This window comes from Rhizobium sp. CFBP 13644 (genome assembly GCF_014842165.1).
In the GTDB taxonomy this organism is placed as follows: domain Bacteria; phylum Pseudomonadota; class Alphaproteobacteria; order Rhizobiales; family Rhizobiaceae; genus Agrobacterium; species Agrobacterium tumefaciens_C.
The window spans coordinates 84,828-97,755 of sequence record NZ_JACYVF010000001.1 but is presented as its reverse complement, the minus strand read 5'-3'; the positions used below and the strand labels follow the sequence as shown (position 1 = coordinate 97,755).

The window sequence follows — 12,928 nt, the reverse complement described above, 5'->3', positions numbered from 1 at the left end:
GGTCCGCTCTCCTGTTCAGGCTCAACCGCGACGGCTGATAACCGGACCCTTGGCAGAGCCGAATTCCGCCAGAACGGTCTCACCGGCAATAGCTGTCTGGCCAACGGAAACGCGAGGCTGGAAGCCTTCGGGCAGGAAGATGTCCAGACGCGAGCCGAAGCGAATGAGGCCGAAACGCTCACCGGCATCGACAGGCTCGTTTGGCTTGACCCAGCATACGATGCGGCGGGCAACCATGCCAGCGATCTGCACAACGCCGACCTTGCCATGGGCAGTTTCGATGACGAGACCGTTGCGCTCATTATCCTCGGATGCCTTGTCCACTTCAGCGTTCAGGAAAAGGCCGGGGCGGTAAGCGACATTGATGACACGGCCACGCACGGGTGCGCGGTTGACGTGGCAGTTGAAGACATTCATGAAAACAGAGATGCGGACCATCGGCTCCTTGCCGAGTTCCAGTTCCAGCGGCGGAACGACTGTCTGGATGGCGGAAACCTTGCCATCGGCAGGGCTGATAACGAGGTCATCATCCTGTGGCGTGACCCGCTCCGGATCACGGAAGAAGTAGGCGCACCAGGCGGTGAGAACCATGCCGACCCAGAAGAGAGGTTCGGCTATCCAGCCAAGCACCAAGGATGCCACGAAGAAAGCTGCTACGAAAACATAGCCTTCCTTGTGGACCGGCACGATGGTGTTGCGAATGGTGTCGAACAGGTTCATTGCTCTTTCGTCTCCGAGTTTATCTTTTCAGACTGCCTGAGGGCGTCGCGATCCTGTGATCAGCGTGTCGCGCCCCAGCCATTTTACAGTTCCTTGCGCCAAAACGGGGAACCGTCTCGGGCGTATCATGCTGCATATAGTCATTTGGCGACCGATTTTATACCCGGACGCGACAAAACACGCATTGGTGACTACAGGCAATTGGCCTTTACGGCAATGTCTTCCGGTGTTTGACCCGCCTTATAACGGTCAACGGGCAGGGTTGCCGCGATCCACCACGCCCAGATCATCCATTTCGCGAACTTCACGCAGCCGCTCCTCTGCCTGAATGGCCTCGCGCTGGCGGCTCCACATGGAGGCATAGAGCCCGTTGGCCTCGATGAGAGATTGATGGGTGCCCCGCTCCGCAATGGTACCATCCTTCAACACGATGATTTCATCGGCACTGATCACCGTTGAGAGGCGGTGCGCGATGACGAGGGTGGTGCGGTTTTGCGATACCAGATCGAGCGCGCTTTGAATTTCCTGCTCGGTGTGCGTATCCAGTGCAGACGTTGCCTCATCGAGGATGAGAATGGGTGGTGCCTTCAAGATTGTGCGCGCAATCGCCACACGCTGCTTCTCTCCACCGGAGAGTTTGAGGCCGCGCTCTCCCACCATGGTGGAGAAGCCCTGTGGCAACTTGCTAATGAAGCCGCTGATCTGGGCTGCATTTGCGGCCGCCGTCACATCCTCCTCGGCGGCGTCAGGTCGGCCATAGCGAATATTGTAGGCCAGCGTATCATTGAACAGGACCGTATCCTGCGGCACCATTCCGATAACGGCGCGCAGGCTTTTCTGGGTAACCTCCCGAATATCTTGCCCGTCGATGGTGATCGATCCGCTTTGAATATCGTAGAAGCGGTAGAGCAGGCGCGACAGCGTGGATTTGCCCGCACCGGATGGCCCGACGATGGCGATCGTTTTTCCAGCCGGAACATCGAACGAAATGCCCTTCAGGATCGGGCGCTCCGCATCATAGGCGAAGTGTACGTCGCGAAAACAGAGGGCACCCGCGCCGATATTAAGATCTTTCGCTCCCGGCGCATCGACAACCTCGGCCTGTACCTCAAGAAGATCGAACATCTCCTCGATGTCTGTCAGACCCTGTCGTATCTCACGGTAGACGAAGCCGATGAAATTAAGCGGTACGGAAAGCTGCAGCAGCAGCGCGTTGATGAAGACGAAATCACCGATGCTCTGTTCGCCACGCTGCACCGCCAATGCCGACATGATCATCATGACCATCGAGCCAAGGCCGAAAATGACGCCCTGGCCGAAGTTGAGCCAGCCAAGCGATGTCCAGATGGCAGTCGCGGACTTTTCGTATTTCGCCATGGAAGCGTCAAAGCGACTGGCTTCCATCTGCTCGTTGCCGAAATATTTGACGGTTTCGAAGTTCAGCAGCGAATCGATGGCCTTGGTGTTTGCTGCTGTGTCGCTGTCATTCATGGAACGACGAATGCCGATGCGCCAGTTGCTGGCCCGAACGGTGAACCAGATATAGGCCCACACGGTGATGACCGTAACGGCCACATACCAGAAGCCATAGGACAGCCAGAAGATGATAGCGGTCAGCAGGAACTCGATGAAGGTTGGCGCGGTGTTGAGAATGGTGAAGCGGACAATCGTCTCGATGCCCTTGGTGCCACGCTCGATGACGCGAGAAAGCCCGCCCGTCTTCCGCTCCAGATGAAAGCGCAGGGAAAGGCGGTGCATGTGGACGAATGTCTTGTAGGCGAGCTGACGAACCGCGTGCTGACCGACACTGGCAAAAAGAGAGTCACGCAACTGGTTCAGACCAACCTGGATCAGCCGTGTGAGATTATAGGCAACCACCAGCGCCACGGCGCCCAGCAGAAAGACCGGCACGAGACCGGACATATCCAGCTTGCCGTTCAGCGCATCCGTTGCCCATTTGAAGAAATAGGGAACGGAGATCAGCACGAATTTCGCAAGGACGAGAAAGATGCTGGCCCAGATGACGCGCAACTTCAGGTCTGGTCTGCCCTGCGGCCACATATAGGGCCATAGGTTGATGAGGGTCTGGAACGGATTGCTCGAATCCGCTGAAATCGTCTTCTTCTGATCTGCCATGCTCTGCTCCGGTATCTGCGCGAGGGCAGACAGCAAGACGGCGGCCCGTTGATCCGAGCCGCCGTGGTGACAGTGATTAAACGCCCAGCACTGTATTTGCAATGCTGCTAAGGCAGTGGGTTATCTGCCCAGGAGCCGCTTGCGATGAATTTCCTCAGCATTGGGCAGGGCATTCTGCGGCACGCCAAAAATCTGTCCGGGTTCGATCAGGTCAGGATTTTTGATCTGGTCCTGATTGGCAAGATAGATTGTCGTGTAGCGCACGCCCTGACCATAGACCCGGCGCGAAATCTGCCACAGCGTATCGCCGCGACGAATGATGACAGCCGTGTTGCTCTGGGCAAGCGGCGCCTGCTCGAAAGTCTGCGGTGCCGTGGATGGCGGATTGGAAGCGGGCGCTGCAACGGCTGCGGGCAGCGTTGCGTTCAGTTCAGCAAACCGGTCCGTAAGGCTTGCGATCTGGCGTCCGATGGCGGCCACGTCATTTGGCAATCCATCGATGGTGGAAAGAAGCGCGCGAGCCTTTGCCGAGATGTCGGCTGCAAATGCGGTGAAGGCTGCATCTGCCGTTGCTGCAGTGCGGAACTCCGAAAGGGAGCGCAACGCAATCGACGTCGCCGATTTCGCCGCCGCGACCTGATCCAGCGCTGGCACCTTGCCGTCCTGATACAGGCCGGAAAGAATGCCAAAGGCCTTCGTCACATCCATGCGAAGAGCATCAAATGCCGTGCGGTCGCTCACAACACCGGGTGCCGGGTTGGTCGCATTCGAGGTTGGTGGCGTCTGCTGCATGGCGACGGTGGCCTGATCCATCTCAGGGCGAAGGAACGGCACGCGCACACGAACGGTGACATTGCCAGCCGCATCAAGGGCTTCCGCCGTGATGACATGGTTACCAACGGAAAGTTCGACATCGCCTTCGACAACGAAACTTCCAGACGCTTCGGCCTTGTTGGTGCCAATCGGCTTGTCATCCACCAGCACGCGCACGGATGTTGCTTCAGGCGCGGAGCCGGCGACGAAAATTCTGGATCCTTCAAATTCCACGGCAAGGACGCGGATGCTTGCGGTTTCTGATGGAGCGGCAGCCGGTACAGAGCCATTGGCATTCTGAGGCGCGGTTGCAGTGTCTGTCTGTGGCTGACCCGCTGGAGGGGCAGGGACCTGCGCAGGGGTTGTGGCTGGTGCTGCTTCAGGAACGCTCATCAGGCGGCTGGCCTTGCCAGGAGTCGTTACCATGGCAAGCAACTCGCCATTCTTCTGTGCCGGAACGGAGACCGTGGCAGTTTCCTGCGATTGGACGACGACGCCATCCTTGCCGGTGGCACGCAGAATGATCTGGTGGTCACCGGGCTTCAGCGGGTTTTCGAGAACGGCAACGAAATCGCCGCTTCCTTCGACCGTGGTCTGCGCAATGACCTGACCGTTGTTGATGATTTCAAGCTTCGAGCCCGGCGTGGCCTTGCCCGCAATGACGGCGGAACCATCTGGCTCAACGCGCAGCACATCGAAAGTTGGCGCCTTTGCCGCATCGCCCGTTGTCGGGGCTGGTGTGGAAGCTGGCGCAGGTGCAGCAGGAGCAGCCGGTGCCACTGGCGCAGGAGCGCCATCGTCGGTTCCGGCAAAAATACCCGGTAGACGGCGCACCTGCGCGGCAGCCGTAGTAGCATCTGCTGGCAGGCTGCGCAGGAAGGCGATGGTTCTTTCAGCCGCCGAGCGTGCTGTGGTGATCAGGCGCGATGTCGTCTCGTCAATGGCCTCGGGAATTTCGACATTTCCGAGTTCCTTGAGGGAATCTTCTACAGCCTTGCGGGCACCAGCAAACTCTTCATTAGAGGGAACCTTGTTGTCGGCAAATCGACCCGTCATGTCTCTGATGGACTGGTTGGCGGATTCTGCCAATCGACCAACTTTGTCGGCAATGGTTGCGGTGTCCTTGGCTGCATCCGACAAGAGGTCGCCCGCCTTTTCGCTACCCATCTCCACGCTGTTCTTAACGTCGTTGCCAGCCTGATTGATAGCGTCACCAATCGGCTTGTCATCCGTCGACATGCGGGGAAGAACGAAGAAGACCATGAGCAGTGTCGCAGCGCCGAGCACGATAAGTGCCAGCAGTCCGGCCCTTTTGTTGTTCATTATCTGTCTCCGGGTAACGTTCTTGTCTTCACGTTGCGATAGCTAGCGTTTAAGTCGTGCTCGCACAAGCGGTGGCCCTTCAAAACCGGTGTTTCCTGCCGGTCAGTCCCCAAATTTTCTTGATGGATCGGCTGCCCCATAGTTCCTTCATCCCATGACTGAAGAAAATACAACGATTCGATCCATCTGCGTCTATTGCGGTTCTCAGCCCGGGCGCGATTCGGCCTATATGGAAGCGGGCCGCCTGCTTGGAAAGTCCATCGCCAATCATGGTATTCGTCTCGTCTATGGTGGCGGCACGAAAGGCATCATGGGCGCTGTGGCAAGCGGTGTCCTCTCAAATGGCGGTGAGGTTACCGGCATCATTCCAGATTTTCTGGTCGATATGGAGGCGACGCGACATTCGCTGGGCCAGCTGAATGAACTGATCATCACCAAGGACATGCATGAGCGCAAGCACATGATGTTTGAGCGTTCCGATGCATTCGTGACCCTGCCGGGCGGTATCGGCACACTGGAAGAGATTGTTGAGATCATGACCTGGGCGCAACTCGGTCGCCACGCAAAGCCGATGGTGTTTGCCAATATCAACGGCTTCTGGGACCCGATGCTGGAACTGATCCGCCATATGCGCGATCAGGGCTTTATCCACCGGGCGCATCTGTTGAACCCGCTCGTCATCGACGCGATCGACAACATCGTGCCGGCGATCATCGAACGCGCGACGGCGCAGCAAAACCCTGAAGGTGATCCGTCGGTGATCTCTCAACTGTGATGCCACTCAGCATCACAGTTTGATTCCTACCTGGCAGACTTGCTGCGGATCAATCCAGGCACGGTGTAGATGACCAGTGCGGACCAGATCATGATGAAAGCAATCAGCCTGACCGTATCGAAGGGTTCCTTGAACACGAAAACCGCGATGAGGAAGATCATCGATGGCGCGATATATTGCATGATGCCGATGGTGGACAATTTCAGCAGTTTCGCGCCATTTCCGAACAAAATCAACGGTGTTGCGGTGACGAGACCGCTGGCAATCAGTAGCCACGTATCTGTCGGCACACCCGCCATGAAGTGCGCCTGACCGGTGCTCATGAGATAGATGATATAGGCAAGGGCTGGCGGCGTGAGAAGCAGAACTTCCAGCAAAAACCCTTGTGTGGGGCCAATGGGCAGCGTCTTGCGGAAGAATGCGTAAAAACCCCATGTTACCATGAGCGCCACCGAAACCCATGGCAGATTGCCCGCATGCCAGGTCAACAGCGCGACAGCCGAGGCCGAGAGTGCAATGGCAAGCATCTGTATGCGGCTGAGCTTTTCCTTCAAGAGAACAGCACCCAGAAAGATGCTGAAGAGCGGGTTGATGAAATATCCCAGTGCCGCATCCAGCGCGTGGCCCGCGGCTATGGCCCAGATATAGACACCCCAGTTGATGCTGATCAGAGCTGCCGTGAGGCACGCCATGCCCAGCATGCGCGGTGTCGTCAGCGCTTTCTTGAGTTCCGTGGTTCTGCCAAGCGCGATGAGCACGACAGCGGCAATCGGAACAGACCAGACGACGCGGTGCGCGATGACCTCGAAGGGCGACACATGCGCGACCGACTTCATGTAAAACGGCAGGAAGCCCCAGAAGATATAGGCAGCTAATGCATAGACAAATCCACGCGTGGCACCGCCGGAGTTAGAAGTGTCGATTGTCTGATTCACGGCCATGGATGCTACCAATGTTAATCTGAAAGCACCGGCCTATTCTCATTTGCCGTTTTATTCCAATTCATTTGCGTGAAGCGTGTGGTGAAAAAAGCTTCATTTGCCTAAAGAATGGCTGCGTCGGCTCATTCGATACAGGAGCCGACGCTTCTACACCAATGGTACACCTGGATTATTTGCCAGCAAACCGATCAGTTGCGCGAATGAGCTGATCGAGAATACCGGGTTCGCTCAGGGCATGGCCTGCCGCTTCCACGATATGCAGATCCGCTTTGGGCCAGGCTTTCGAAAGCTGCCATGCATATTTCAGCGGGCATGGCATATCGTAGCGTCCGTGAACGATGACGCCCGGAATATCCTTGAGCTTGCTGGCATCACGAAGCAACTGACCTTCTTCAAACCAGCCTGCATTGACGAAGTAATGCGTTTCGATGCGCGCAAATGCGATGGCATATTGGGCTTCGCCGAAATCGTCCACGCGGGCCTGATCCGTAACCAGCGAAATCGTCGCACCTTCCCACTGGCTCCACGCTTTGGCGCATTCGAGCTTTTTCTGCTCATCCGTGCCAGTCAGATAGCGGTTATAGGCCACCATCATCTCATGGCGCTCAGCGTCAGGAATCGGCGCGAGAAAGGTTTCAAAACGGTCCGGATACATCTCAGATACGCCGAACTGATAGTACCAGTCCAGCTCAGCCTTGGTCAGTGTGTAGATGCCGCGCAGTACGAGTTCGCTGACCCTATGCGGGTGGGTTTGCGCATAGGCGAGCGCGAGCGTTGAACCCCAGGAGCCGCCGAAAACCTGCCATGTCTCGAAGCCGAATTTCTCCCGCAACGCCTCCATGTCAGCGACCAGATGCCAGGTCGTGTTGGCCTCAAGGCATGCATGCGGCGTGGAGCGCCCGCAGCCGCGCTGGTCGAAAAGGATGATATCGTAAAGAGAAGGGTCAAACACCCGCCGATGGGTTGGGGTCACGCCGCCGCCTGGGCCGCCATGCAGAAAGACGGCGGGTTTTGCACCCTTCGTTCCGACCCGTTCCCAATAGATCACATGACCATCGCCCACATCCAGCATGCCCGTCTCGAAGGGCTCGATCTCTGGATAGAAACTGCGCAAGGCATCGCTCATTCTGTGGTCCTCAATTCACGCTGTCTTCAGGCGGCCACACAGCCGTATCATGGTCCGGGTGCTGGTATGAGACAATGCTGGCCGCATCCACACTCTGTGTCGTGACAGGCTTGTCGAACAGGGTCTTGATCCAAGGCATTTGCATCTGTTCATTCACCTGCACTTGCGGCTCGATGTTTTGCGGATCATCGAAAGCGCCAATGGCAATCTCCACTCCGCCTGCATGGTGATAGGTTAGCGGCGTGCCGCATTTGTTGCAGAACCCGCGATGGATTTTGGCAGACGACCGAAACAGTGTCGGTTGCCCCCGTGTCCATGTTAGGTGCGCCTGATCGGCTGTTACAAGCGCGCCGAAGAAATTGCCGAACTGCTTCTGGCACATGCGGCAGTGGCAGATGGAGGGACGCCCGAGCTTGCCCGCGTGAAACCTGACGGCGCCGCACTGGCAGCCGCCGGAATGTCCTGTATCAGTCATGTCTTGCCTCCTGCGGCCAGTGTTCCGTATCGTGGTCCGGGTGCTGATGGGATATCAGCCCGCTCAGATAGTCAACCGATGTCAGGTCATCTTCCGTCGGCACTGAGGGCAGGGTGTGAAGCTGGTCCACGAAGCCGATCTTTCGCTCCACGCCCCATTGCATGGATGGCGGGAACGCCGAGGGATCATCAAATGCGCCAGCCGCGATGGCTAGACCATCAGGCGCTTCATAGGTCAGCGGCGTTCCACAATCAGCGCAAAAGCCGCGCTTGACAACGTCGGAAGACTGAAACCGCTTCGGCTCGCCCCGCGTCCAGATGAAGTCGGTGCCGCGCACTGAGACCAGAGGCGCGTAATAAGCCCCGAAGGCTTTTTGACACATGCGGCAATGGCAGATGGAACTGTCATTCAAATCCGCGTCAACGCGAAACCGGATCGCGCCGCATTGGCATCCGCCTGTGTGGATTGTCATGGCTTAGCTCCTTTGACGGTTCTCAGAATATCGAGACAGACAGTCCCTCTTGTCACCTTAAGTTAAGGATCGGCGAAACAAGACAGAGTAGGGAAACCTGATCTGCGCGCCTACCGCTTCAGCTCCCACGTCGTCACACGCTCGCCAGTTTCCTTATCCTTGCCGTCTTTCAACTGGATGCCCTTGGTCAGGAGATCGTCGCGGATGCGGTCGGCTTCGGCGAAGTTCTTCGCTTTTAGCATTTCGAGCCGCATATCCACCAGCGTATCAACGGCGGCGACTATGGCTTCTTCCGAGGTCGATGCGAAAGCGTCTCCCATCGGTGACGTTGCGAAAAAAGATGAAAGGTCTGGTTGGGACCACATCCTTGAAGGCCAATACAACTTTAACATTTTAAGTGTGTGCGTGAGCTTTTCTGGGAAATCTTCTGACGTTTTGGCCAAAGCATGCAGCCGAGTGATTGCTTTCGGTGTGTCCAAATCGTCAGCAAGAGCTTCGAGTGTTTCTGTATCGAATACCTCAGGTGCGGCTGGGTCGTATGTTTCTGCTATGAGATTCCAGCGCTTCAGAATCCTTTCGGCCTCCTCCAGCCGCTTCACAGAGAAATCAATGGGTTCGCGGTAATGCGTCATCAGCATGGCAAGGCGCAACACTTCGCCCGGCCATTTGCGACCGCCGAAGGTTTCCGTGTGCAGAAGCTCGTGGATGGTGATGAAGTTGCCGTCGGATTTCGACATCTTGCGGCCTTCGACCTGCACGAAACCATTATGCATCCACACATTGGCCATGACATGGGTGCCGTGGGCGCAGCGCGATTGGGCGATCTCGTTTTCGTGGTGCGGGAAGATGAGGTCCAGCCCGCCGCCGTGAATATCGAAGGTCTCGCCCAGATAGCGGCCGGACATGGCCGAGCATTCAATGTGCCAACCGGGACGACCGCGTCCCCAAGGGCTTTCCCAGCCAGGTTCGTTGTGGCTGGAAAGCTTCCACAGCACGAAATCGCCCGGGTTCTTCTTGTGCACCTCAACCGCAACACGCGCTCCCGCCTGCTGTTCATCCAGCGGGCGCTTGGAAAGCTGGCCGTAATCGCTCATGGATTTTGTGTCGAACAGAACTTCGCCGCTTTCCACATAGGCATGGCCACGCGCAATCAGCTTTTCGATGATGTCGATCATCTGCGCAATATTGTCGGTGGCGCGAGGCTCGATGCTCGGCTCAAGGCAACCCAGCAGCGCGACGTCATCATGAAACTGCTTTGCCGTCTTTTCGGTGACGGCATGGATGGCGTCATTCAGGGGCAGGTGCGGATAATCGCGCAGCGCCCGTGCGTTGATCTTGTCATCCACGTCCGTGATGTTGCGGGCATAGGTCACATGGGCCTCGCCATAGACATGGCGCAGCAAGCGAAAAAGCACATCGAAAACAATCACGGGACGGGCATTGCCGATATGCGCAAAATCATAGACCGTCGGTCCGCAAACATACATGCGCACAGTGTTGGCATCGATCGGCTGGAAGTCAGCCTTCTCGCGGGTCAGTGTATTGTGAAATTTCAGACGCAAGGACATGAGGGTTTTCCCTTGGGAGCAAGCAGTTGTTCCCAGCCGGAGCGTTTGTCTTTGAAGCGGCATAGACGAAAACGATCTGGCTGGCGTTGGACCAGCAAAAATATCTCAGCAACAGGTGCAGATCATCGTTTTCATATCTTGCCTTATGAAACGGCAAGAGGATTTGGTCAAGGCCTGTTCTACAACCGCCAGTACATTACTCGGGCGCGCGGTAACTCACGAATGTGCGGTCACGGACAACGTAAATCTTGCCTGTCTCCAACATATCAGGGGCTGTAAGCGGCACTATCGCTTTTGCAACTTCTGATGGGTGTGGCAAGGTATCAGGGTCTTCGCCCGGCATGGCCTGTGCGCGCATGGCGGTGCGCGTTGCGCCCGGATTGACGCTGTTGACACGGAGGGCTGTCGCTTCTGTTTCCGCCGCCCATGTTCGGGCTAGAGCCTCGACTGCCGCCTTGGATGTGGAATAAGCACCCCAGAACGGACGGCATGAATGCGGTGCGCCGGACGACAGAATGAGGGCGCGACCGGCATCCGATCTCAACAGTAAAGGCTCCACCGACCGGATCAGCCGCCATGTGGCCGTCACGTTGATGGTCATCACCTTTTCGAAGACTTTTGCCTCAATGTGCCCGACAGGAGAAATGACGCCGAGAACGCCAGCATTGGCGACCAGAATATCCAGCTTGCCCCAACGTTCATGGATGGAGGCACCAAGCGCATCGATGGCATTCATGTCCGCCAGATCGAATGGCACAAGTGTTGCCGTGCCGCCGGCCGCCTTGATCGCATCGTCAAGGTCTTCAAGCCCGCCGACTGTGCGGGCGCAAGCGATGACGTGCGCGCCAGCCTTGGCAAGTTCGAGCGCGGTGAAATATCCGATACCACGGGAGGCGCCGGTCACGAGCGCGATGCGCCCTTTAAGGTCTGTCGTCATTGTCTCCCCCGAGATCGATAGGTTCATGCGGCAAGCAGCCGAAAGCCCGCGCTGAGGGCGCGGGCATGTTAAAATCAGCCGTTGCTGGCCAGCATGGAAATCTTGTTGCCCATCGCTTCGCCGTTCTTGTCCAGAAGGCGTGTCGGGTATTCACCGGTGAAGTAATGATCGGTGAACTGCGGGCGGGCAGGATTGCGGTCCACTCCGCCAACGGCCTGATAGAGCCCGTTGATGGAAAGGAATGCCAGCGAATCGACGCCGATGAATTTCGCCATGTCCTGAACATCTGCATACTGGTTGGCCAGCAGTTTGTCGGCGTCCGGCGTGTCGATACCGTAGAAATCCGGATGGAAAATCATCGGGCTCGCCACGCGGATATGGACTTCCTTGGCGCCAGCTTCGCGGATCATCTGCACGATCTTGACCGACGTGGTACCGCGCACGATGGAATCATCCACCAGAACCACGCGCTTGCCTTCGATCATCGCCCGGTTGGCTGAATGCTTGAGCTTCACGCCTAATGCGCGAATGGACTGGGTCGGCTCGATGAAGGTCCGTCCGACATAGTGGTTGCGGATAATGCCATATTCGAACGGAATACCGCTTTCCTGCGCAAAGCCGAGAGCAGCGGGCGTGCCGCCATCTGGCACAGGCACAACAACATCAGCCTCAAGTGGGGCTTCCTTTGCAAGGATGCTGCCCATGTTCTTGCGGGTCGTATAGACATTGCGGCCGCCGACGACCGAGTCGGGACGGGCGAAATAGACATATTCGAACAAGCAAAGGCGCTCAGGCTGCGGCTTCACCGGCTTGCGCGCATCGATGGTCACGGAACCATCCGGCTGGATCTCGCAGATGATGACTTCGCCATTCTCCACGTCGCGGACAAACTTCGCGCCGATAATATCCAGTGCACAGGTTTCCGAGCAGAAGATAGGCTTTCCATCCAGATCACCCATAACCAGCGGGCGAATGCCCGTGGGGTCGCGGGCGGCGATCAGCTTGGTGCGCGTCATCGCCAGCATCGAGTAGCCGCCTTCCATCTGGCGGATGGCATCGATGAAGCGATCAGCGGTGGAGGAGTGGCGCGAACGGGCGATGAGATGCAGAACGACTTCCGTATCGGATGTCGACTGACAGATGGCACCGGTTGCGATGATCTGGCGGCGAAGGGTCAGGCCGTTGGTGAAATTGCCGTTATGGGCAACCGCGATGCCGCCTTCTTCAAGCTCGGCGAACAGCGGCTGAACGTTTCGCATCGCCACTTCGCCTGTGGTCGAGTAGCGTGTGTGGCCGATGCAGATAGAGCCGGGCAGGCGCGCCAGCGTGGCTGGGTTTGTGTAGTGGTCGCCGACAAGACCCATATGGCGTTCCTGATAGAAACGCTTGCCATCGAACGACACCATGCCGGCCGCTTCCTGGCCACGATGCTGAAGGGCATGCAGGCCGAGTGCTGTCAGTGCCGCCGCATCCGGGTGGCCCAGAATGCCGAAGACGCCGCATTCTTCATGCAGGGTATCGCCATCGAGAATGTCGTTGAGTGTGGAATGCGAAAGCGGCTCATTCATCTGGCGTGCCTTTGCTGAAGTGCCAAAAACAATAACCGCTCTGGCAGGGTGGTGTGCCAGTTTGGTCTGTCTGC

The 12,928-nt window shown here is 57.3% G+C and carries 11 protein-coding genes; 1 reads left to right on the top strand and 10 read right to left on the bottom strand.

Annotated features, from left to right (window positions below):
• Positions 1-21: 21 nt before the first annotated feature.
• The 3 genes from IFT53_RS00445 to IFT53_RS00435 form a co-directional block, all read right to left on the bottom strand.
• Positions 22-720 (bottom strand): phosphatidylserine decarboxylase, encoded by a 699-nt coding sequence (locus IFT53_RS00445; RefSeq protein WP_042619209.1) that lies wholly within the window; start codon positions 718-720, stop codon positions 22-24.
• Between the two features lie 249 nt (positions 721-969).
• Positions 970-2,856 (bottom strand): ABCB family ABC transporter ATP-binding protein/permease, encoded by a 1,887-nt coding sequence (locus tag IFT53_RS00440; protein ID WP_192063745.1) that lies wholly within the window; start codon positions 2,854-2,856, stop codon positions 970-972.
• Positions 2,857-2,976: 120 nt separating this feature from the next.
• Positions 2,977-4,992, bottom strand: coding sequence for a LysM peptidoglycan-binding domain-containing protein (locus IFT53_RS00435; RefSeq protein ID WP_192063746.1), 2,016 nt, complete (start codon positions 4,990-4,992; stop codon positions 2,977-2,979).
• 154 nt (positions 4,993-5,146) lie between these two features.
• Here IFT53_RS00435 and IFT53_RS00430 point away from each other — a divergent pair, with 154 nt between their 5' ends.
• Complete coding sequence (locus IFT53_RS00430; RefSeq protein WP_192063747.1) at positions 5,147-5,767, top strand: LOG family protein; 621 nt, start codon at positions 5,147-5,149, stop codon at positions 5,765-5,767.
• A 26-nt stretch (positions 5,768-5,793) separates the two neighbouring features.
• Here IFT53_RS00430 and rarD read toward each other — a convergent pair whose 3' ends face one another.
• The 7 genes from rarD to purF all read right to left on the bottom strand — a co-directional run bounded on the left by rarD (position 5,794) and on the right by purF (position 12,854).
• A complete protein-coding gene (rarD, locus tag IFT53_RS00425; RefSeq protein WP_192063748.1) occupies positions 5,794-6,708 on the bottom strand; it encodes an EamA family transporter RarD in 915 nt (304 codons plus the stop codon).
• Between the two features lie 169 nt (positions 6,709-6,877).
• A complete protein-coding gene (gene pip, locus IFT53_RS00420; protein WP_192063749.1) occupies positions 6,878-7,834 on the bottom strand; it encodes a prolyl aminopeptidase in 957 nt (318 codons plus the stop codon).
• A 10-nt stretch (positions 7,835-7,844) separates the two neighbouring features.
• A complete protein-coding gene (locus tag IFT53_RS00415; RefSeq protein ID WP_192063750.1) occupies positions 7,845-8,309 on the bottom strand; it encodes a GFA family protein in 465 nt (154 codons plus the stop codon).
• Positions 8,302-8,781, bottom strand: a complete 480-nt coding sequence (locus tag IFT53_RS00410; RefSeq protein WP_192063751.1) for a GFA family protein — start codon at positions 8,779-8,781, stop codon at positions 8,302-8,304. Before IFT53_RS00410 ends, IFT53_RS00415 begins: the two co-directional genes overlap by 8 nt.
• A 110-nt stretch (positions 8,782-8,891) precedes the next feature.
• Positions 8,892-10,349 carry a cysteine--tRNA ligase gene (gene cysS, locus IFT53_RS00405; protein WP_192063752.1) on the bottom strand — a complete coding sequence of 486 codons (1,458 nt, stop codon included), beginning with the start codon at positions 10,347-10,349 and terminating at the stop codon, positions 8,892-8,894.
• Between the two features lie 196 nt (positions 10,350-10,545).
• Positions 10,546-11,286 carry an SDR family NAD(P)-dependent oxidoreductase gene (locus IFT53_RS00400; RefSeq protein WP_192063753.1) on the bottom strand — a complete coding sequence of 247 codons (741 nt, stop codon included), beginning with the start codon at positions 11,284-11,286 and terminating at the stop codon, positions 10,546-10,548.
• Between the two features lie 74 nt (positions 11,287-11,360).
• Positions 11,361-12,854: an amidophosphoribosyltransferase gene (gene purF, locus IFT53_RS00395; RefSeq protein ID WP_192063754.1), complete on the bottom strand. Its 1,494-nt coding sequence runs from the start codon at positions 12,852-12,854 to the stop codon at positions 11,361-11,363.
• Positions 12,855-12,928: the final 74 nt, after the last annotated feature.